The 23,062-nt window shown below is 45.7% G+C and carries 14 protein-coding genes; 13 read left to right on the top strand and 1 reads right to left on the bottom strand.

Going from position 1 to position 23,062, the window contains the following annotated elements:
* Positions 1-30 precede the first annotated feature (30 nt).
* From A8C56_RS20515 to A8C56_RS20500, 4 genes are read left to right on the top strand one after another with little or no spacing between them, the layout of a single operon-like run.
* A complete protein-coding gene (locus tag A8C56_RS20515) occupies positions 31-1,821 on the top strand; it encodes a hypothetical protein (RefSeq protein WP_169818809.1) in 1,791 nt (596 codons plus the stop codon).
* Positions 1,796-5,461 (top strand): DOMON domain-containing protein, encoded by a 3,666-nt coding sequence (locus A8C56_RS20510; RefSeq protein ID WP_218917208.1) that lies wholly within the window; start codon positions 1,796-1,798, stop codon positions 5,459-5,461. Before A8C56_RS20515 ends, A8C56_RS20510 begins: the two co-directional genes overlap by 26 nt.
* Before the next feature lie 7 nt (positions 5,462-5,468).
* On the top strand, positions 5,469-6,380 hold the full coding sequence (locus A8C56_RS20505) for a DUF4380 domain-containing protein (RefSeq protein ID WP_169818808.1): 912 nt from the start codon (positions 5,469-5,471) through the stop codon (positions 6,378-6,380).
* Between the two features lie 7 nt (positions 6,381-6,387).
* Entirely contained in the window at positions 6,388-7,137 is a 750-nt protein-coding gene (locus tag A8C56_RS20500; RefSeq protein WP_084490310.1) for a GDSL-type esterase/lipase family protein, read from the top strand.
* 50 nt (positions 7,138-7,187) lie between these two features.
* Here the strand turns inward: A8C56_RS20500 and A8C56_RS20495 are convergent, their stop codons facing one another.
* A complete protein-coding gene (locus A8C56_RS20495) occupies positions 7,188-7,880 on the bottom strand; it encodes a FadR/GntR family transcriptional regulator (protein ID WP_067762350.1) in 693 nt (230 codons plus the stop codon).
* Between the two features lie 136 nt (positions 7,881-8,016).
* On the opposite strand from A8C56_RS20495, the gene A8C56_RS20490 reads away from it, so the two are divergent.
* From A8C56_RS20490 to A8C56_RS20450, 9 genes are all read left to right on the top strand, one after another.
* Positions 8,017-11,379: a SusC/RagA family TonB-linked outer membrane protein gene (locus tag A8C56_RS20490; protein ID WP_067760245.1), complete on the top strand. Its 3,363-nt coding sequence runs from the start codon at positions 8,017-8,019 to the stop codon at positions 11,377-11,379.
* Positions 11,380-11,399: 20 nt separating this feature from the next.
* The gene (locus A8C56_RS20485; protein WP_067760243.1) at positions 11,400-12,929 is read left to right on the top strand and encodes a RagB/SusD family nutrient uptake outer membrane protein; all 1,530 of its coding nucleotides are present in this window, start codon (positions 11,400-11,402) and stop codon (positions 12,927-12,929) included.
* Positions 12,930-13,031: 102 nt separating this feature from the next.
* Positions 13,032-14,729, top strand: coding sequence for a DUF4091 domain-containing protein (locus tag A8C56_RS20480; protein WP_067760241.1), 1,698 nt, complete (start codon positions 13,032-13,034; stop codon positions 14,727-14,729).
* A 40-nt stretch (positions 14,730-14,769) separates the two neighbouring features.
* A complete protein-coding gene (locus A8C56_RS20475) occupies positions 14,770-15,690 on the top strand; it encodes a dihydrodipicolinate synthase family protein (RefSeq protein WP_067760240.1) in 921 nt (306 codons plus the stop codon).
* Between the two features lie 87 nt (positions 15,691-15,777).
* Positions 15,778-16,833, top strand: coding sequence for a Kelch repeat-containing protein (locus A8C56_RS20470; RefSeq protein WP_169818807.1), 1,056 nt, complete (start codon positions 15,778-15,780; stop codon positions 16,831-16,833).
* Between the two features lie 3 nt (positions 16,834-16,836).
* On the top strand, positions 16,837-18,123 hold the full coding sequence (locus A8C56_RS20465) for an MFS transporter (protein ID WP_245645619.1): 1,287 nt from the start codon (positions 16,837-16,839) through the stop codon (positions 18,121-18,123).
* 17 nt (positions 18,124-18,140) lie between these two features.
* A complete protein-coding gene (locus A8C56_RS20460) occupies positions 18,141-19,703 on the top strand; it encodes a sialidase family protein (protein WP_067760236.1) in 1,563 nt (520 codons plus the stop codon).
* Positions 19,704-19,720: 17 nt separating this feature from the next.
* Positions 19,721-21,805 carry a GDSL-type esterase/lipase family protein gene (locus tag A8C56_RS20455; protein ID WP_067760234.1) on the top strand — a complete coding sequence of 695 codons (2,085 nt, stop codon included), beginning with the start codon at positions 19,721-19,723 and terminating at the stop codon, positions 21,803-21,805.
* Positions 21,806-21,811: 6 nt separating this feature from the next.
* A complete protein-coding gene (locus A8C56_RS20450; RefSeq protein ID WP_067760232.1) occupies positions 21,812-22,999 on the top strand; it encodes an AGE family epimerase/isomerase in 1,188 nt (395 codons plus the stop codon).
* The last annotated feature ends 63 nt before the right edge of the window (positions 23,000-23,062 follow it).

Here is a 23,062-nt window from a genome sequence, read left to right as displayed (position 1 = left end):
ATACCGATAATGGTTTTTTCCGGCTGCTCGGTGAGCAGCAACATTCGGAAAACGCCCGACCGGTTATCAAAAACGGCCGTTGCCACGCTCAAAAAGGAGCTGGCTGAAAATGAAGCGCACTATGATAAAGAACAGGGCCTGCTATGGACGGTAACAAAAGAAAAACATTACCATAGCGACCTGGACAGCGGTGTTCGGGTGCACGATACGCGCGCCTCTGTACAGTATGCGGCTGCCCTGCTGCGTACGGATGACACCGTACTTGTTCAACGCGGCATCACCATTTTAAAAAACATACTGCCCCTGCAGGAAAAAGATAGCCGGGAACCGTTTTGCGGGGTGTGGCCTTATTATCCGGAGGACCCGTTAAAAGGCCGCAAAGCGCCTGTAGATTATAACTGGGCCGATTTTATGGCGGTATCATTAACAGATATCGTGCTCAATGCTTCTGAGCACCTGAACAGAGATTTAAAGCAACAGGTAAGGGAAGCATTGATACTGGCTGCCCGTGCTATTCAGAAAAGGGATGTGAAAGCAGATTATACCAATATCTGCATTATGGGCACCTACGTTTGTTATGTGGTGGGTGATTTGTACCGGATACCGGACATTAGTAACTATGCCCGCAACAGGCTGGCTTATTTTTACCAGTATACCAAAGACAACAAAGGATTTACAGAATACAACAGCCCCACCTATACGGTGGTGGCCATGAATGAGCTGCTGCGGATGAAGCAGGTGATCACCAACCCGGAAGATAAAAGAAAAGTTGAGGAACTGTATAAGTTATGCTGGCGCATGATCGCCCGTCATTTTCATGCGCCTTCGGGGCAATGGTGCGGACCCAACCTGAGGGCCTACAGCAATTTGCTGACACCGGATCTGAAACGATTGCTGTTTACCGCATCCGGTGGTAAGATCGTTTTACCCGGTACCTATTTAAAAGACCCGGACGTGCTGGTGCCACACCAGATACCATCCGCAATGATACCGGCATTCCTGCACCAGGAGCTGCCCCGTACAGAAACGGATACCTTTACAATGGGGCGGCTTCAGCCAAAGAATACGGTTCGGTATGCTGATGGTGAAGCAGTAATGGCCAGAGATATTGTTGGCACCCTGTACGCGCACCCGCAATATGCACTGGCATCTGTGAACCAGGGGTACCTGTGGAATCAATGCCGCCCGCTGATAGCGCATTGGGGCACCGCAGAAAAGCCGGTATGCCTGCGGGTGCGCTTCCTGCATGACTTTTATGATTTTTCAGCGGTACATATAAAAAGTATGCAGGATACGGCTACCGTGCTCTCCATCCTGAACGTGGCGTATAACGGTGGCGATAAGCATCCCGGCATCGACCGGATAAAAGATGCCACGATTTCAGCCGCTGATCTGCGGGTACGCATTGAGGTGGGAGGGGCCGTTGCTGCCTCCGGTTTTTCGGTAACGGATCCGGTAAAAAAAGAAATACTACTGAAGTCAGGACTTGTACAGGCGCGTATAGGAATACCCTATATTAATTGGGACGGGCTTCCGGAAGGACATTGGGAATTTGGCGGAACGGAAGACCAGCAATGGGCCGATTATGTCATTTATTCCGGCCGCAGGAAAACGTTCAACCTGGCAGCTATGAAAGAGGCGGTCATCGGTCTCTCGCTTTCGATGGCAGCGGATAACGCATCTATTAAAGTACCTCCGGTAACTGTAACTGCAGACCATAAATACCTGCGACTTTCCAGTAATAATAGTTATGTGAAGGCGCTGAAAAAACCGGATGAAGAGTTCCGGATAAAAAATGATTTCGAAATCAATTCAAAATAACATGCGGGCACGATTTTCTATAGCCGGGATACTTCTTTTTTGGGTAACGCTGACGGCGCAAAGCCAGATGAAGGAACCGCAGGACTGGGCAGGATATGAAGAGGTGCTGGGCGTTAAGAACGGGCTGCGGCATTACGATTATGAGGTACAGCTGATCAGCTCCCCGGCACCGGCAAATGTGTTCTGGCCGGGAGACCCGGTGCACCTGAAATTCCAGGTTGTCAATAATACCGGTAAGACAATAGATGTAACGGCAAAAATGCAGGTGATCCGCTATGGAACAAAGGGCATCCCCAATGATATCTGGCTGCCCCGGATGGTGAAACTGGATTATGAAAAAGAAATACCGGTCCGGCTGGCCATTGCGCCCAACGGTTATGTGAATACGGAGCTGGCCATCGATGATATTAAGGAATATGGCGGGTACGCTGTAGTATTTGACCTGGGGCCATACGGCCGCAGGCTGGGTACCAGCTTTGCACTGAGCATGAAGCCATCACCGGTGCCCATGCAATATCCGAAACAGTCGCTGGATTACCTGGGGGTGGATTTCCTGAGCCGGATCGGGGCGCAGGCCATCCGTTACGGGATACCGTATATGTCCACCACCAATCCCGGCTACCAGAATTTTATGCAGGAATTAAAACGCCTGATGAAAAATTTTAAGGATAACAACATTACGGTAATGCTGATGTTTGGGGAGGGCCAGGCCGCCTGGTCAATGCCCCTGGGCACCCCAAGACCTCATTTGGACAGCGGCGGGAGATTGCTGCGGACAAAGCAGGATCTGGCATGGCTGCCTTCAGAAGATGAGGATTTTAAAAAATATGTAAAAGAACTCTGCCTCAGTTTTGGCTGGCCAAACGGGCCTGTTACTGCGGTATGCCTTTGGAATGAACCCTGGGAAGGAGCTTCCATATCCGGCTGGCAGGCCGACATGATCCGGTACCGGGAGATCTATACAAAAATGGCGGAAGCAGTGCTGGAAGCCCGTAAGGAAAAAAGGGATGTGCTGGTAGGTGGCGGTGATTCCAATTCCAATGCACTGGATAAATTTTTCTCTGATGGTACGCTGAAAATGCTGCCTATCTTTGATTTTTTATCCATCCATTACCAGGGGATGGAAGCGCCGGTGCTGTACCCGGAATGGAATCAGCGAAAGGACTATAAAGGAAGGGTGAAAATATGGGACACGGAAAGCTGGGTAGGCAATACAGATGACCGGATTGGCCTGGTGGTAGCAGCAAACCGTTCGGCGGGGTACGACCGGTCGATGGGGATCTATGGCGGGTATATGTATTCCGGTGATCCGAACCGGTCTGCGCAAACGATGGCTGTTCGTACTCAGAACGGCATAGAAACAGTACCCAAACTGCACAATACCTGGTCTGCGGCAGCGGCAATGGGCGCGGTACAGAGCCTGATCGGGGAGCGGGATTTTAACCGGCTGCTTTTTAAAAACGGCCTGCCCTGGGTGATGCTGTTTGACGGGTATCACCAAAATAAAGAAGATGGCACGGTTGTCATTGCGGGAGACCTGGGAGAGGCTTTTGGTGCGGCAAATGTGCTTTTCAGGAATGTGCGCAGTTTGAGCGAAGCAAGGAAAAAACAGGATCTGCAAAAACGGCTGGAAACAACAAAGGATGCTGTGGAACGAAAAAAAATACAGGAGGAGCTCGACAGCGATCATCCGATCACCGATGGTAAAATGATCGTAAAGGCCGATCCTTCTTTTTTACTGTATGACTTTTACGGCAATACGATCGCACCACAAAAAGGAGTGTATGAGGTCCCGCTGAATTACCAGGGATACTTTATGCGGGTGAAGAATAAAAAAGGGGCATTTGATCAGCTGGTTACAGCCATCAGCAATGCAAGGATCGAAGGGTATGAACCGCTGGAAATCATTGCAAAGGATTTTACGGCGCCTGTTGCTGAAAAACCAGAGCTGGAATTGCTGCTGACCAATATCCTGAACCGCCCGGTAAAAGGTAATTTATCGGTTACGGTTGATGGTTTGGAAACAACTGGTCCATCCGCTCTTAGCTTCCGGCCTCATGAAACAAAAACGGTACATGTAAAAGTGATGAACGGAAAGGCAAACAGCAAAAACAGCTACCCGCTTCAGGTGTATTTTGACGCGGGAAAAGACGGTTTTGCGCAACACCGGGAAGAGATGCACGTGAACGTTATCGCTAAAAAAACAATTGCGGTGGATGGGGATCTGAATGACTGGAACGGAGTAATTCCTCAAACGATCAGGGGTTCCTCCAAAGCCAGTATTTCAGTAACAGAAGCCGCCTGGCATCCGTATGAACGGTTGGATTCAACAGCCGAAGGGCTGGCGCAAACCTATATGGCCTATGATGATCAGTATTTTTATTTTGCAGCAAAAGTGGCTGACAAAACACCCAGCAAAGGCGCTCCGCGTTTTGAGACCCGGAACGATGACTCCTGTTTTTACCCGGATACGGCGTTCCTGCAAACCGTTTATGCCATGCAATCGGTGCTGGTGAAGCAGCCTGCTGCAGCAACAGACAGGGCTGCGTTGCAATTACCATCCGGCGGGCGGGTCATGAATTATTATGAAAACAGCCTTTCTACCCGGTCGATTGGAGTAGATATAGATCTGCCCACAAAAGGGTTTACCCGTACAACGCTTTATTTTCCGGCAACAAACCAGCGGAATGTTTCGGTAACGGTATATGACCGGAAAAGCGGCAAAGAATTACTGGCAACTGCAATAGCAAACCTGTGGAACGGAGCTTATCTGAGCCTTGATCTAAAGGGAAGCGTTCGCATCCGCTGTTCAGCTTATAGCTGGGACAGCTGGAGAAATACCACCAAGCTGGCGGGGATCTTTTTTGATGCGTCCGATAACAGGATCCGCGCTGCTGGCAGCAATGCTGCTGCTGCGCTCATAACAAAAGACTTTGACACACAGGGCAACTGGATCGGTGTTTATGGTAAAACGGGTTATTCTCTTGCAGGGGCAGCTGCTTCGTTACCGCCAGGCATTCGCTGTACGATGGTTGCACAGGATGATCTGGTGCCGCTGGTATGGCCAAAAGGAGTAAGGAGATTTACTTATCGTAAAACACCTACATTACCGGATGGCGTTTCCGGCGAAAAGTTTGATAATATACTGATCGCATTTAACGTGATCCCCATCGGGGAAGATGGTATGGAAGCTGCTGCAAAGGGCACAATGCCCCGTTATATCGGTTATAAATGCACCGATTATGAGTATGCGTTAAATACCGTGGCCCCGGAATATGGCGGTGGCTTTGAGATCTGGAGAATGCTGGTTCCGGGTATGCCGCGTAAGCATTTTTACCCGCGCCAGCCCAAATCGCCTTTTGATGGTGCTGTAAAGAACGGAAAGTTGATAACCGTGCGTAAAGGCAAAACGCTGTACACGGAATGCGCCCTTCCCTGGAGCGAGCTGCCCGATGTAAAAAAAGCGATCGACCGGGGCGCACCCATCAAGTTCTCTGCACGGATCAACGATGATGGTGCCGGCGGCGCCTGTATGGAACTGGCCAGGGAACGTAGTGTATCGAAGATCAATTCCAGGGCCTTTCATCCCGATTGGAAAGAGCACTGGGCTAATGAAGTGGAATTTGGGGTGGAAAAATAGCACAGCTATGAAAAAAAGCATATGGTTGCTGATGGTCATTCCGTTTTTATCAGGCAGTTTACCGGTAGCAAAAACGCAAACCATCCGGCAGTATAAAGAAAAACGGCCTACTATTGATTCCTGCATCTCTTTGTGCTTTGGCGACCTGGTATTTACGGTGGCGCCTCAAAAAGGCGGGCGGATCCTGTCTTTTAAAAAAGCGGGTAAAGAGGTGCTGGCATCTGATACCGTGCATCCCCTTTATTATGGTGCCACGCTCTGGCTTTCGCCGCAATCAGCCTACTGGCCGCAATATTCTGTTATGGATCTGCTGCCGTATCAATTGGAAAGCACTTCAAAATCCATCCGGTTGACCAGCCCGGTGGATCAGGGCATACAGGTGATCAAGGAATTTTCAGTATCAAAGGCAGATACGTCAATTGCCATTTGTTATACCATCCGGAACGCATCCGGCCCGTCAAAAAAGCTCGCTCCCTGGGAGGTTACCCGGGTCCTGGGCGGATGCAGTTTCTTCCCGGTTGGGGCGCCCGGTGTCAGCGCTCAATCGGATATTTCCGGCACCGTGACAGAAAACGGGATCCTCTGGCTGCCGCCTACTGGAGCGGGGAATAAAAAAGGACAGAAATTATTTTCAGGTATTAAGGAGGGATGGATCGCACATTATTACAACGGGCTGCTGTTGGTAAAATGTTTTCCCGAGGTTCCCCAAAAGGACCTGCCGCCTGGTCAGGGCGCAGCGGAAATTTATGTAGCGCCCATGGGCCGGTACCGGGAACTGGAAAACCATGGAAAGTATAGTAACGTACAACCGGGTCAATATCTGCAATACCACGAGAAATGGTTGCTGAGGAATGTCGGTCACCAGACAAAAGAAACACTATTGTCAATTGTGGCAGCATTGAATAAAAAAATAAAGTAACCGGCATATGAAACGTGTATTTATAGTGTGTTTACTGGGTACGCTTGTTATGCAGGCATGGGCGCAACAGTCGCCAACCCGCTATGCCCTTGTTTTTATCGGCAACAGCATTACCTACGGAGCCACGTTGCGATCGCCTCAAAAAGAAGCGCCGCCCGTACAAATGGTAAAGATCCTGGAACGAAAAGGGTATCCTATCCGTTATGCCAATTGTGGACACAGCGGTAGTACAACGGCGGACTTTTTACCGGCCTCCAACAGACTTTTTCCAAAAGTGATGCAGGCGGCAGATAGCCTTTATGATGCCGGGGTTGAACTGCTTTTTTCAATAATGCTGGGCACCAACGACAGCGCTGCAGAAGGCCCTGCGGGTGCACCTGTAGCCCCGGAACAATACAAGAGAAACCTGCAGTTAATTATTGACAGCCTGCACCAGCGGTACCCCCGCAGTCATTTTATGTTGCACCAGCCCATATGGTATAGTCCGAACACACAGAACCGTTCAGTATACCTGGAAGAAGGGTTAAAGCGGCTGCAAACCTATACCCCTCAATTAGAATTATTGATAAAAGAAAACCCGGAATTTGTTTTAAAAGGAGACAGAAAGGTATTTGCTTTCTTTAAGAAAAACCCGGAAAAGTATTTTACCCCGGAAAAGAATCCCTCCGGTATTTTTTACCTGCACCCGAATGCTTTAGGAGCTCAGAAGCTGGGTGCTTTTTGGGCCGATTGTTTTGAAAAGTATTTTCACCCGTAAAAAGGGCATAACAGCAACTTGTTTATAAGTGAGTTTGCTGCTTTCGCGGATCAGTCTTTCATACGGAGAAAATGATTTTCCAAATGATTGCGCATGCCGTTCCGGAACTCTTCCGGGGTGCCATTTTCAAGGATATTGACCAACTGTTTGTGGGAGGTGAATTTTTTAGGATTTACAATGGGTTTAAAAAGAGAGCTTTTTTCAACATAATCAAATACAGGCAATAACAGGCTTTGAAATTTCATTAATGTTTCATTGTGGCTGATCTGGTATAATTTTCCATGAAATGCAATTTCATACGATGCCTCGAACATTTGGTTTTTTGTCGACAGAGGCTCATTTTTGATAATTTGCTTCAGTTCCTTTATATCTTCTTTGGTTACATGCTTAAATAACAGGTCTGCCATTCCTATTTCAAGCACCAGGCGGATCTCAAAGATCTCCTTTAATGTATCATCGCTTAAGATATAGGGGTTCATGCTTTTAGACAGGTTGCCGAATATATCCGGGCTGGTGATTACTGTTCCTTTTTTCTTTTTGGTGTCAATCAGTCCCATGATCCGCAGCCGCATTAACGCTTCCCGGATCACCGTACGGCTTACGCCCAGCGTGGTGGCCAATTCCAGCTCTTTGGGAATGCTGTCGCCCACTTTTAATTTCCGCTGATGCAGCAAGTCAATAAGGCTTGCCTCTACCCGGTCTACCAGGCTATGATTATCGATCGATTTAAAAAGATGCTTCACATCACTGCCGTTTAAAAATTCAACAAATAAAAATAAAACTACCGCAAAGAAAAAATAAAAAAAATTTTGGGAATTAAAAAGAAGCACCTATTTTTATTATGTCATACATAATACTTAATAAATTAATTTTTAAATTATGCGATTTGCTTTGTTAAAAGTGGTGCTGGTATTGATCAGTATTTCTTTATCACATGCCATGTGGGGGCAGGCCAAAACATTTAGCGGAAAGGTGGTTGATGAAGGATCTGGTAATGTGCTGGCAGGGGCAACGGTTGTTAATAAAAGTAATGCCGTTGCCAGAATAGTAGATGAAAATGGTCATTTTAGTATAGAGGCCAGAGAGGGAGATACGCTTGAAATCAGTTTTACCGGTTATACCACGAAGCAGCTGCAACTGGGGCAGCAACTCAATCTTTCAGTCAGCTTATCTGCTGAGGCAACTTCCAAGCTGGACGAGGTGGTAGTCATAGGCTATGGAACACAGAAAAGAAGGGAGTTCGCAGGGGCCGCATCAAAAGTAAACCCGCTTGCTTTAGAGCACAATCCCAATTCAAATGTTGCTACGGCTTTACAGGGTACGGTTCCGGGGCTAATGGTACAGCAAACCACAGGGCAGCCGGGTACTACCCCCCGGATTGTTTTTCGGGGTGGTACCGGCTTTGACGGAACGGGAGATCCATTAATTGTAGTTGATGGTATCGTGGTACCCTCTTTATATGGCCTGGATATGAATGATATTGAATCAATGGATGTATTAAAAGATGCGGCATCGGCAGCTATTTATGGGGCAAGGGCCGCCAATGGTGTTGTGCTGATTACTACCAAGAGAGGCAAAAAGGGTAAAACGCAGGTGCAGTACAGCATCAGGCAAACCATCAATTATCCAAGGAGTATTGCAAATGATTATTTAAGTGCAGAAGATTATCTCCGGATGAACCGCCTGGGTATAAAGGCAAGATATATAGCAGATTCACTGACACATACAGATATAGCGGGTGATAAAGGGCAGCTAAGCGGTGCCTGGGGATGGGCATTTGGAAGCACCAACAGTTCCCCCGTAGGGTTGTACACAACCCAACTTATAACAGACGCCAACCGCAAGTATCTATCGGACCCGAACTGGAAACTGCTGGTAGATCCCAATCCGTTTTATCCGGGTACTATGGACAGTATCTTATACAGGGAAATAACTGCACAGGAACGGGAAGCTATGATTATGCAGCGAACAAATACCACGGAACATTCCCTGTCATTTTCCGGGGCAAATGATCAGGGAGCGTTTGCGTTAAGCCTTAATTCAGTAAAGGATAACGGTGTAATTGTTGGCTCCTGGCTGAAACGTATGAATATGAATTTTAACGGTTCGCTGAACGTTGGTAAAAACTTTAAGGTAATGTTAAATACATCTGCCTATAACCTTGAGCAGGGAGTACCTTATTCTGAGCCCGGCATTGCCGGTACCACAGGCGCTACCGGCGGCCTGATGCAACGCTTTTTGGGTGTTGCTCCAACCGTTCGTTATTATAACGATACCTCCGGCACCATCTTGCCCGGGCCTAATGATGTTACTTTAGGGAACCCTGCTTACTGGGGTAATCTGTACATCAACAGCACCAATCAGCAACGGTTTATGGGAAGCCTGAATATAGAGTACAAATTCCTTCCTTTTCTGAAATTTATTGCGAGTGGTTCCGGGTATATGCTCTACCAGAATAACAATTATTTTACCAAGGCATTCCAGCAGGGAAACGGAGGTTCTTTCAACACAACACGATCTGCTTCGTTCAGTAATTACCGGGATATACAATACATATATAACGGATTTTTACAGTTTGACAAAAATATAAATGATCACAATATTACCGCTTTGGTTGGCGGCGAATTTCAGGACTACAAACGATACACCTTTTCCGGGTCTGCATCCGGAGCGCCAACAGATATTATCCCCTGGCTTGTAGCTTCAAATACCCCTTCGGTACAGGGCGGCGTGATTGTAAATCCTTCAGGCGCTTCATCCAACTTTTCGGGCTGGGAACGATTGGCATCAGCCATTGGAAGAGTGAATTATTCATTCCGCGATAAATATTTTTTTACTGGTATTCTCAGGTATGACGGATCCAGCAGATTAGACAGTAAGAACTTTTACGGATTATACCCCGGGGCTTCGGCAGGATGGAACCTGCATAGCGAGAATTTTTATAAAAACAGCGCTATTGCTAAATACGTCAGCACAGTTAAACCACGGATAAGCTATGGGGAGAACGGGAATCTAAAGTTTTTTGATACGCCTGCTCCCAATTATTATCCTACAGCGCAGGTATATACAAACGCTGGTGTTTACAATGGCCTGGGAGGAACATATGCCCCCAGTTACATCAATCCGGATTTAAGGTGGGAAAGGACAAACTCACTGAACTTTGGTGCCGACCTGGGCTTTTTTGACAACCGGATTACCTTGATCGGAGATTATTTTATCAGGAACGTTTTTGATAAATTGGCCAGTCTGCCCATATCTGCTCAAACCGGTTTCACAAGTTATACCACTAACTTATCTCAGCTGCAAAACAGAGGATGGGAATTTACGCTGAATGCAAAAATTGTGTCGCCCCAAAAAGAAGGAGGGTTTAACCTTGATTTTGGAGCAACTTACTTTACTGTTAAGAACTATGCTGTAAAGCTCCCTTATAATGGTTTACCGGGCAACCGGCAGGGAACTATACAGGTTTGGGATCCCAACAATCCAGGACAACTGCTGCAGGTGAATGGCCTGATAGAAGGACAGCGGGTTGGATATGATGAGGTATGGGCGCCTAAATGGGCCGGTATTTATACCAGCCAGGAAATGATAACGGCTGATGCCAGTGTTTATAATGCTTTTTTGCCTTACGCAGGGGATAATAAAAAATTTAAACAACTGGGGGATGCGAAATGGTACCAGGTATATAAAAATGATACCATTGATTCAAGGCAATATGTCTTTGTTGGGCGTACCACGCCAAAAGGACTGGGCAGCTTCTTTTTCAATGCAGGGTTTAAAGGCATACATTTATATACGGCCTTTGACTATGCGTATGGGTTTGTTATCTTAAATAATAGTAAGGTGAGAGGGTTAACACAGGCCCAGGGCTCGCAAAACAGTACAAAGGATGTACTGAATACGTGGACGCCCGATAATCCAAACGCAACTTTACCGCTGTTCTATTGGGCCAATCAGGGACGGAGTTTTACCGATGCTTCCGGCAATGTTGTTGCTGCCAATCTTTGGGAAAAAGGTGATTACCTGATGTTGCGGGAAATGACATTGAGCTACAGCCTGACCAATAAATTGTTGAGTAGCATACTGAATAATAAAATAAAAGGTATAAGCCTTTCTTTAACAGGAACAAACCTTATGTATATAACTAAGTATAGTGGCATTTTCCCTGAAGTTGGAGGTGTTGATAATGGCCGTTATCCGTTACCCAAAAGATTGACTTTTGGCGCCCAAATCACTTTTTAATCGAATCAAAATCAGAAAAGATGAGACAGAATACATCAATATATAAACTGTTATTATATGTGGCTATTACCACATCGTTAATTTCATGTAAGCGCCAGTTGGAAGAAGTGATTCCACAGGACCGCATCAGCAAGTCTCTGGCACTCACGGATGCCGGGGCTGCTCAAACATTATATGCCGGAGCATACGCATTGTTCCGTTCAAATGTGAGCACGTTTTTTAACCTGGGTGAAATGCGGTCTGATATATGGGTTGACGGAATTTATACAGAGTCGCCCAATGCCGGAATGTTACAATTATATACGCATAATATTAGCGCGTTAAATGTGCCTTTCGACAACTGGGCTGGTTTTTATAACCTGATATATAATATTAACAACGTAATTGATGTGTTGCCTAAAAGCCCGGTTGATGCAGCCATCAGTCAAAGAGAAGTTGCAGAAATGTATGGTTTAAGAGCATACATTTATTACACAATGCTAAAAACATGGGGCGGGGTGCCCATAACAACAACGCCGGTTATTACTATAAACAATGCTGCAGAAACTTACAAAGCCCGGAGCACTCCTGATTCTGTAATGCTGCAGATAAAAAGTGATATTGAAAAATCGCTCGAATTGTTTGGTAATGCTAATACCTTCCCATCCGGGAACCGTGTTTTCTGGAACCGCATAACATCGCTTGTGCTAAAAGGAGATGTATATATCTGGTCGGGTACACATCTTGAAGGAGGAAAAGCTGACTTTACCACAGCTAAAGCTGCATTGGCAGAAGTAGAAGCTTTACAGGGAACCTCGTTAATGTTAAACGCCAATTATGCGGATATTTTTGATCCGACAAAAAAGAGCAATAACCCTGAAATTATTTTTGCGGTAAATTATGAATTGGGACAGGCAACCCAGACAACCTTTACAAGTTTTCTGGTGAATAATATCCAGGCTTCCGGCCTGTCATTTGCAAAAGATACAACGCCAAAGGTCTTATCCGTGTATCCATATGTAAGTGGCGCTAATGGCGTAGGAATGTCGCAGGCAACTATTAACAAGCTAACGGCTGATACAACTGACCAACGCATTCCAAAGACTTTCAGGGTTATGTACACTGCAAAATCTCCATTTGATACAAGAGGGATTCTGCTAACCAAATTTATAGGAACTACATCCGGCTCTACGCAAGTATACAATAATGATTACCCGGTTTACCGTTATGCGGATGTGTTGTTGCTGATGGCAGAAGCAAAGACAAAACTGGGAGAAGATCCTGCTTCAGAAATTAACCAGATCAGGAAAAGAGCACATGGCGATGCTGCGCAGCTTTTTACAAACGGATCGGTTAGCAGCAATATGAATGCCATTTTAGATGAATATCTTAGGGAATTCATTGGCGAGGGAAAACGTTGGTGGGCATTGAGAAGAGCCGGAGATGATTATGTATATGCGGCGATCAGGCCTTCTTATCTTTCACCAACTACAACTGCTAAATTGCTGTTGCCTATTTCCCAGACTATGATGAATAATGATCCGTTGTTAACACAAACTCCGGGTTATTGACAAAAAACAGGAAGGTTGTTTCAGAATAGCAAAGTAACTTTTAAGCAGTCTTCCTGTTTATGATAGAAATATTAAAAAAAAATATACTTTGGCAGCATTTTAATGAAGAACATAATCAGTTATAAGCGCATAATTTATTTTGTCTGTTTACTTACGGTTTGCAGCTATACGATCATACCTGAGGATAGCCTGGTTATAGGATTTGCGGATACCAATATGCGTTATTCATACCCGCTGGCTAAAAATACCACGCTTGCTTCATCCTGGAACGGCAAGGCATGGAAAGGGGAAAAAATAAGCCAGCAGCTGCTTGTTTACTCTGATCAGCAATTGCCGGGTATTAAAGTTAAGGCAACTGCGCTAAAAGATGCAAAAGGGAACCTTATTGCGGAAGGCGCCTTCTCTGTGTCTTATGTAGGGTATGTTTGGACGGATGGATTTGGCAACAGGGAAAGAAGCTGTATTTCTGACAGGCGTGGGATTGTATTTGATTCCTCAATGGTTGCCGATCCGCTTTTTGCAGCACGCCCTGGCAACAGCACAACAAAAAACCTGCAGCCGGTTTGGATATCTATTGAGGTTCCCCGGGACATATCGGCAGGTATTTACAAAGGGGCTATTGAAATAACAGGAAAGAAAAAATACAGACTGCCAATCAATATAGAGGTGATCAACAAAACGTTGCCTCCGCCGGCGCAATGGAAATTCCACCTCGACTTATGGCAACATCCGGCTGCTGTGGCACGTGCTGAACATGTACCACTTTGGAGCAATGAACATTTTGAAGCAATGCGTTCCCTGTACAGCATGCTGGCAAAAGCCGGACAAAAGGTCATTACAACAAGTATTGTAAATGAACCTTGGGGGCATCAAACGTATGACGACTATCCGGCTTTAATCAGGTGGATCAAAAAACGGGATGGCAGTTGGAAATATGATTATTCCTTATTTGACAGGTACGTCGCATTTGTGATGAGCTGCGGGATCAACGAACAGATCAATTGTTATTCAATGCTTCCGTGGGGGTTATCCTTCAGCTATTATGATGAAGCAACCCAACAGGTGAAAAGTACAAAATGCAAACCAGGCAGCGATGCATACGCCCGGATGTGGAAACCGATGCTTATTGATTTTGAAAGGCATCTTCAACAAAAAGGATGGTTTGATATAACTACCATAGCAATGGATGAAAGAGGCCTGGAGGATATGAAGTATATCATTGGCCTGCTAAAATCACTGAACAAAAAGTGGAAAGTTGCACTGGCAGGCAATTATCATCCGGAGATCGAAAAAGATATTTATGATTATTGCCTGGCATCAAAATTTGTTTATCCGGATAGTGTTCTGAACAGGAGGAAAGCTGAAAAGCTCAAAAGCACTTATTATACGTGCTGTGCAGAACGTTTTCCCAATAGCTTTACCTTTTCTCCACCTGCCGAAAGTACCTGGTTAGGTATTTATGCAGCCGCCAATCATTTTGACGGTTATCTTCGCTGGGCCTATAACAGCTGGCCCGACAAACCGCTTCAGGACAGCAGGTTTACTATGGCGCCGGCCGGTGACTGCTTTTTGGTATATCCATTTGCTACAAGCTCTATCCGTTTTGAAAAACTTATTGAGGGAATACAATTGTATGAAAAGATCAGGATAATAAAAAGCAATCGATCCGGTAAGACCAGTAAACAGTTAAGTGATCTGACCGATGCATTAAAAGAATTTAGTATAAAATCGGCAGGATCCGGACAGGCAGCTTCTATGGTTCAAAAAATAAAAGACATCCTGAACCGGGAATCCATTTAATGACATTGAAAAAACATTTATAAAAATTATATATCAGACAATGAAGTTTAAAAAAATAGAAGGCCTCATTGCAGCGCCGTTTGCGCCTCTGCTGCAAAATGGACGGCTGCACATTGAGGTAATTCCACAGTATTATCAGCTTTTAAAGAGAAATAAGATTGCGGGTGCGTTTATAAACGGGTCTACCGGAGAAGGTGTTTCGCTTACAATAGAAGAAAAAAAACAGGTAGCAGCAGCATGGGCTGAGGCAGCTGAAAATGATCCTGAGTTTAAGATTATTAATTTAGTAGGAGGCGCTTCACTGGAAGATTGTGAGGAAATGGCAGCATATACAGAACAGCTGAAGTTGTATGCCATATCCTTTACTTCACCCTTTTATTTTACTCCGGTAATAGCGCAAACCCTGGCAGACTGTTGCCGGCGGGTAGCTGCTGCTGCGCCTAACACGCCATTTTATTATTATCATATTCCGGCGCTTACGGGTTGCAATATTCCGATGTATGATTTACTGAATGCGATCGGGGGCGCTATTCCTAACTTTGCCGGCATTAAGTATACACATGAGGATTTTATGGACTTTCTTTCATGCATGTACATGGAAAATGGCCGCTATGACATGCTTTGGGGCAGAGATGAGAATATGCTGCCCGCCTTGGCCCTGGGCTGCTCGGGAGCCGTGGGAAGCACCTATAATTACGCCGCACCGCTTTATCATGAGCTGATTAAGGCATTCAATGATAAGGAGTTTAGCAGGGCCAGGGACCTGCAGGTGCAAGCAATAGAGATGATCAGGCTGTTAGGGAAATATGGAGGCATAGCAGTGGGGAAAGCATATATGAAACTCATAGGCCTTGACTGCGGAGGATTTCGGTTGCCCGTTAAAAATATGGACGATCCTTCTTTTAAAAAATTCATGGAAGATGCAGAGCGGATTGGTTTCTATAATTTTTGCTCAAAATAATCAATGATTTTTAAAGCATTGAAAAAACGGGTGATCTGTTTGCTTCTTTTTGCAGGTATTTGTTCCTGCAGCTATAACAGTATGGAAATGAAATGGAATATAGCCGGGCAGCTGCCTGCAGTTAAGAATGAAAAGAAATCGTTGGGTTACGCGGGGCCTGTTGCTGGTATCATTGGAGATCAGTTGATTGTTGGCGGAGGGGCAAATTTTCCGGATGGAATGCCGTGGAAAGGAGGAAAGAAAAAATATTATGACCATTTATTCGCGTTTGAAATAAGAGGTGACAGCTTACTGGCTGATGAGCGCTCTGTTGTGCTTCCCTTTAATCTGGCTTATGCCGCCTGCACCTCGTTCAGTCAGGGCATTTTTATTGGGGGAGGAGAAAATGAAACCGGTATCAGCAGGAATGCAATGCTACTGAAAAAGCATAGGGATTCACTGATGTTTTATAAGCTTCCGGAGTTACCGGCTGCTGTTACCAATGCTGCAGCTACCTGTGTAGAGGACATCATTTATATAGCAGGCGGTGAAATGAAGGATCGTGTTTCCAATGCATGTTACAGCCTTGATATAAGGGCGCTGAATAAGGGCTGGCAGCAACTTCCGCACCTCCCTTATGCCGCTTCCCATGGAGTGATGGTAGGCAGCAACCGGGCGCTTTACTACATTGGTGGCCGGGAAAAAGGAGCAGATGGCATCAGCGCCCTTTACAAAGATGTTTATGCCTTTGATCTGGTGAAAAAGGAATGGAAGTCTTTGCAATCCTTACCCTACCCGCTTGCTGCAGGCACCGGCGCTATGATTAATGAAAATGAAATTGTGCTCTTTGGTGGTGATAAAGGTGAACGGTTTCATGAAACGGAATTAAAGATTCAGCAGATCAATAATGAACCAGATACGCAAAAGCAGCATATATTAAATGTTGAAAGGATGCGGCTTCAGGAAACGCATCCGGGGTTTAGCAATCAGGTGCTGGTATTGAATATTGCTGAAAATAAATGGTCTGTTAAAGGAATAATTCCGTTTAAAGTGCCCGTAACAACAACGGCTGTTGCAACTCCGGGGGCTATTTATATTCCTTCAGGAGAAATAAAAGCAGGTGTAAGAACACCGGAAATACTAAGAGTGGCAATAAAGCATTAGATTTTGGAAATTACAGAAACAACATACCTCAATAGCAGTAACGGAAGGTCTGATCAAAGACGCGCTTCTTATGCATGGATAGTTGTAGGGTTACTATGGGTAGTGGCCTTGCTGAATTATCTTGACCGGCAGATGCTGTCAACGATGAAGCCCGCCATGCAGCAAGACATACACCAGTTGCAGAGCGCAGAGAATTTTGGAATTTTGATGGCTGTATTCCTGTGGATCTACGGTTTGATGAGCCCTGTTTCCGGTATGATAGCAGATAAGCTAAACAAGAAATGGCTGATCGTAGGAAGTCTTTTTGTTTGGTCTGCCGTAACTTACCTGATGGGGTATGCGACTACGTTTGATCAGTTATATATATTAAGGGCGGTAATGGGTGTCAGCGAAGCGCTTTATATCCCGGCAGGATTGGCATTAATAACCGAATATCACGAATCAAAAACAAGATCGCTGGCCATTGGCCTGCACATGACCGGTTTATACGCTGGGCAGGCATTGGGAGGGCTGGGTGCTACAGTTGCCAGTAATTTTTCATGGCAGCAAACGTTTCACTGGTTTGGCATTACCGGCATTATTTACGCGGTGGTGCTGATCCTTTTTTTGAAATCAAAAAGGCGGCCATCAACAGCGTTGCTCCGGCAACAAGAGAACATCACCGGAAAACTGCCGGTTTTAAAAGGATTGGCTGTTCTGTTCTCCAATCTTGCGTTTTGGGTAATCCTGTTCTGCTTTGCCATGCCCAGCCTTCCGGGCTGGGCCACAAAAAACTGGCTTCCTACTTTATTTGCGGAGAACCTGCAGATCAATATGGCAAAGGCCGGGCCTGCCGCTACTATTACGATTGCTGTATCCTCGTTTATTGGGGTACTTATTGGCGGTACTCTTTCAGATAAATGGGTACAAAAGAACCTGCGGGGCCGTATTTATACCAGCGCTATCGGCCTGGGACTTACCATTCCTGCGCTGATGTTTCTGGGATTTGGCAACTCCATGCTCAGCGTTATAGCGGCAACATTTTGTTTTGGTATTGGGTTTGGAATGTTTGATGCGAATAATATGCCGATACTTTGCCAGTTTGTTTCAGCAAAGTACCGGGCAACAGCATACGGGCTAATGAATATGAGCGGGGTTTTTGCAGGAGCCGTTGTTACCGGTCTCCTGGGGAAAGCAACGGACGCCGGCAAGCTGGGAGGCAATTTTGCCCTGATGTCAGTAATTGTTGCAGTAGCCGTGTTGCTGCAATTATCATTATTAAAGCCCCGAACCAATAATTATAAGGATTAAAATTTAAAAAAAAGATTATGAATAAAATAAAATCGTTGCTTACCGCTGCCCGCCTGGCTGTTCTTTTTTTTATACCGGCAATAAGTAACGCACAGGGAACAAAAGCGGATGCTGAAGTGCTCAACTATAGGATCCCTGTGTTCAAAAGGGTAGATGAAAACCCCGTTCAACGGGTCAGGATTTTTATTCCCGGCGGATCATTAACAGCAAAGCAACTGGTCATAAACACAGACGCGGCAAGTGCCTCCCTGATCGATAAGATCCGTATTTTTAACACCCGCAATGAACCGGTGTTTTCCGGTAAAGGCATACCGGTTAACATACAGCCTGTTGCAGGAAAAAATGCTATTCCTATCAACGACACACTGGCGCCGGGACTCAATTACCTGTGGGTAAGTGTTCTTTTAAAAGAGCAGGCACCTGTTGATAAGAAGGTTCAGCTAAGCACACATACAATTATTCTATCAAATGGCAGCAGCCTGCCCATCAGGGCCGGTAATCAGTTAGAGAAGGGGTGGTACACCGGCATCAGGATCCGCAAACCGGGTGATGACTCCGTTAATACCTACCGGATTCCCGGTATTGTAAGAACCGACAAAAATACACTGATCGCTGTTTATGACGTACGGTATAAAAATGACAGGGATCTTCCTGCTGATATTGATATAGGTATGAGCCGCAGCACTGATAACGGCGAAACCTGGGAACCCATGAAGATCATTATGAGTATGGGTAAACCCGGGGAGAACAGCGGCATTGGTGATCCCGCCGTTTTGTTTGATCCGGCCGGTAAAAAAATATGGGTAGCCGGGTTATGGAGCAAAGGTAACCGGTCCATTGCCGGATCTGAGCCTGGTTTGTCACCGGATGTTTCGGGGCAGTTTGTTTTAGTCTGCAGTGCTGATGACGGAAAAACCTGGTCTGCGCCGATCAATATTACTTCGCAGGTAAAAAATCCTGCCTGGCATTTATATTTTCAGGGGCCCGGCAACGGCATCGCCATGCAAAACGGAACGCTTGTTTTCGCATCCCAGTACTGGGATGAAACAAAGAAGCCCGGCATTCCACACGGATCAGTCATTTACAGTATGGATCATGGAAAAACCTGGAAATCCGGCATTGGCGCTAAATCAAATACCACAGAAAGCCAGGTAATAGAAACCACGCCGGGAACCCTGATGCTGAACATGCGGGATAACCGGGGTGGTTTTCGCAGCGTTGCTACCACAAAAGATATGGGTAAAACATGGCTGGAGCATCCAACTTCTTACGAAGCACTGCCAGACCCTGTTTGCATGGCATCCATCATTAAGGCAAGCGTAAAGATAAAAGGTGTATTGAGGGAAGTGGTTTTCTTTAGTAACATGAATAATAGTGACGCGCGCAAGCATTTAACCATTAAAGCGAGCCTTGATTTGGGCGCAACCTGGCTGCCGGCTCACCAGCTACTGATTGATGAGCGGAAGGCTTATGGCTACTCTGCATTGGTGCAGGTGGATGAAGAGACCCTTGGAGTTTTATATGAAGGGATAAGAGACCTGAATTTTGTAAAAATCCCTGTAGCGGATATTATAAACTGACTATTGAATAAGTGACAATGTATAAGCGCCCTTTCTGCTTTCTGGTAATGATTTTATGGGCCTCCGTTTGTTATGCACAGCAGCGGCTTATGAAAGTGGCCTGTATTGGCAATTCCGTTACATACGGTTGGGGGTTGAAGGATCCTGCGCAAATGTCCTATCCTGCGCTCCTGCAGCAAAAACTGGGCGACCAATATGAAGTACGGAACTTCGGACATAACGGTGCCACTCTGCTGAGGAAAGGTCATAATCCTTATTTTAAAACAAAAGAGTTTCAGGAATTATTACAATTCAAACCCGCTATAGCAGTCATCGATCTGGGATTAAATGATACGGATCCAAGGGATTTTCCCAATTACCGCGATCATTTTATGGTGGATTATAACTGGCTTATAGATACCATCAGGAGTATGAGCCCGGGGGTAAAAATATTTATTTGCCGGTTAACTCCCCTGTTTACGGGGCATAGCCGGTTTATGTCGAGCACTTTTGACTGGTACTGGAAGGTACAGGAAAAAATCAGAAAGGTAGCCGCAGCAAACAACCTGCCATTGATCGATTTATATCAGGCGCTTCATAACCGTCCCGATGTATTTACAGATGCGGCCACCCTGCATCCCAATGAAACGGGAGCCGGTATTATAGCTCAAACCATTTATCAATACATTACCGGGAAGTTCGGCGGGCTGCAGCTACCGCCTGTATTTACAGATAATATGGTATTGCAGCGCGATGAACCTGTTAAGATATGGGGAAAAGCAAACGCGGGCGCTGCCATTACTGTAAAATTTATGACGAATAAACAAACCGTAATAGCCGGTTATGATGGCAAATGGCAGGTACTTTTTCCTGCATCAAAGGCCGTTAGCGCACCACAGGTTATTGAAATATCCAGCCTGTCAACCCGGGTAACAATTCGTAATGTGCTAATTGGTGACGTATGGCTTTGCTCCGGTCAGTCAAATATGTATTTTCCGTTATCACAAACCACCGGGGCAGATAGTCTCCTTCAAAATACCGATTCCCTGCAGCCTTTACGCTTGTTTAAATATAAACCCTATGCTGAAACGGATAACCGCCCGTGGACAAATAATGAATTGCGCAAGGCAAATGAGCTGGACTTTTTTTCAGGCAGTTGGCAATTGAATCATAAAAAGGCCGCTGCGGATTTTTCTGTCGTTGGATATATATTTGGCGCAAGGTTGCTTAAAGAGGTAAATGTACCTGTGGGACTTATTGAAGTTGCTGTTGGAGGATCGCCGCTTATTTCCTGGGTAAGCCGTTATGCGCTTGAAGCGGCCCCGCTTTTTGAGCCGGCTTTCCATAACTGGCGCCAGTCTGATTATTTGATGCAATGGTGCAGGCAAAGAGCCGATGTAAATTTAAAAAATGCCGCCTCACCTTTTCAACGCCACCCTTATGATCCGTCCTTTAACTTTGAGGCCGCTATTGAAAAGCTGATTCCTTACCCCGTTAAGGGGGTTATCTGGTACCAGGGAGAGAGCGATGCTGAAAATGCAGAGCTATACCAAAAACTGTTCCCTGTTTTTGTAAAGGACTGGCGGAATCAGTGGCAAAAAGACCTGCCTTTTTATTATGTTCAGCTCTCCAGCATTAACAGGCCTTCCTGGAATTACTTTCGGGATGTGCAAAGGAATTTAATAAACCAGGTAGATCATTGCGGTATGGTTGTTACTAGCGATCTGGGGGATACTGCTGATGTGCATTATAAAAACAAAATACCCGTTGGCAACCGTCTTGCAGGGTTAGCGCTCAATAAAACCTATCATAAAAGTATTACACCATCTGGCCCGTTGTTTCAATCCCTGAAAAAAACAGGCAATCAGATCAGGATCAGGTTTCAGTATGCCACAGGGCTGAAGGCGGCCAACGGCAGGTCTTTGGAGGGCTTTGAAATTATGTCCGGTAAAGGAGCATTTATAAAAGTGCCTGCTGTTGTGAAAGCGGATGAAGTAATCATTACTATACCTGAAGGTGTGCATGCGGAAAAAGTTGCCTATGCCTGGCAGCCATTTACCAGGGCGAATCTGGTAAACGGAGATTTATTACCGGCAAGTACTTTTATTGAACCTGTAAAATAACAGAATATGAATCGCGAACAACTTATAAAACTCCGGGCGTTTTATAAAAATCAGCTATTAAATGACACGCTTCCCTTTTGGTTTCCGAGAAGCATTGACAATGAATTTGGGGGTTATCTTTTAATGAGGGATGCGGACGGTTCGTTAATTGATGATGACAAAGCTGTGTGGATACAGGGGCGCACAGCCTGGCTGCTATCTACCCTGTATAACACTATTGAGCCCCGGCAGGAGTGGCTGGACGCTGCAAAAGCCGGTATTGATTTTTTAAATAAGTATTGCTTTGATGCCGATGGGCAAATGTTCTTTCATGTTACAAGAGATGGCCGGCCCATAAGAAAAAGAAGATATTTTTTTTCTGAAACCTTTGCCTGCATTGCGCATGCCGCTTATGCCAAAGCCAGCGGCGATGAGCAGGCTGCCGGAAAGGCAAGAGCGCTTTTTACTACCTGTATTCAATATGCAGACGGAGAAAAAAAGCTTCCCCCGAAATTCACAGATACGCGACCATCTAAAGGCATTGCCATACCTATGATCATGATCAACACAGCCCGGCAGCTATGCGAAACGATTGGTGATCCGCGTTGTGATGAGTACATCTCCAAATGGATCAGAGAAATAGAAACAGGGTTTGTAAAGGATGATATACAATGCGTGATGGAGCAGGTAGCTCCCGATGGCAGCATTATTGATCATATTGACGGGCGAACGTTAAACCCCGGCCATGCCATTGAGGGCGCCTGGTTTATCTTACAGGAGGCCATGCACCGCAATAACGATCCGCATTTAATTGATTTAGGCTGCCGTATGCTGGATTATATGTGGGAGCGCGGATGGGATCAGGAGCAGGGCGGCATTTTCTATTTCAGGGACGTATACCACAGGCCGGTGCAGGAATACTGGCAGGATATGAAGTTCTGGTGGCCGCATAATGAAGCCATTATAGCAACTCTGTCAGCATATCTGCTTACTGGAAATGAAAAGTATGCGCAATGGCATCAAATGGTTCATGCGTATTCTTATCAGCATTTTCATGACCCGCAGCACGGGGAATGGTTTGGCTATCTCCACAGGGATGGAACCATTGCACAGACAGCAAAAGGAAATCTATTCAAAGGGCCCTTTCATTTACCCAGGCAGGAATGGTATTGCTATCATTTATTAAACAGTTACCTGGATAAGGATAGGGTATAGTTTCCTCTAACGGCGTAAAGCCAGATATTTACCGGAAATGTTATGAATACGCTGCTTGGCTTG

It is taken from the genome of Niabella ginsenosidivorans (assembly GCF_001654455.1).
Lineage (GTDB): Bacteria > Bacteroidota > Bacteroidia > Chitinophagales > Chitinophagaceae > Niabella > Niabella ginsenosidivorans.
This window is presented reverse-complemented; position numbering and strand designations above follow the sequence as displayed.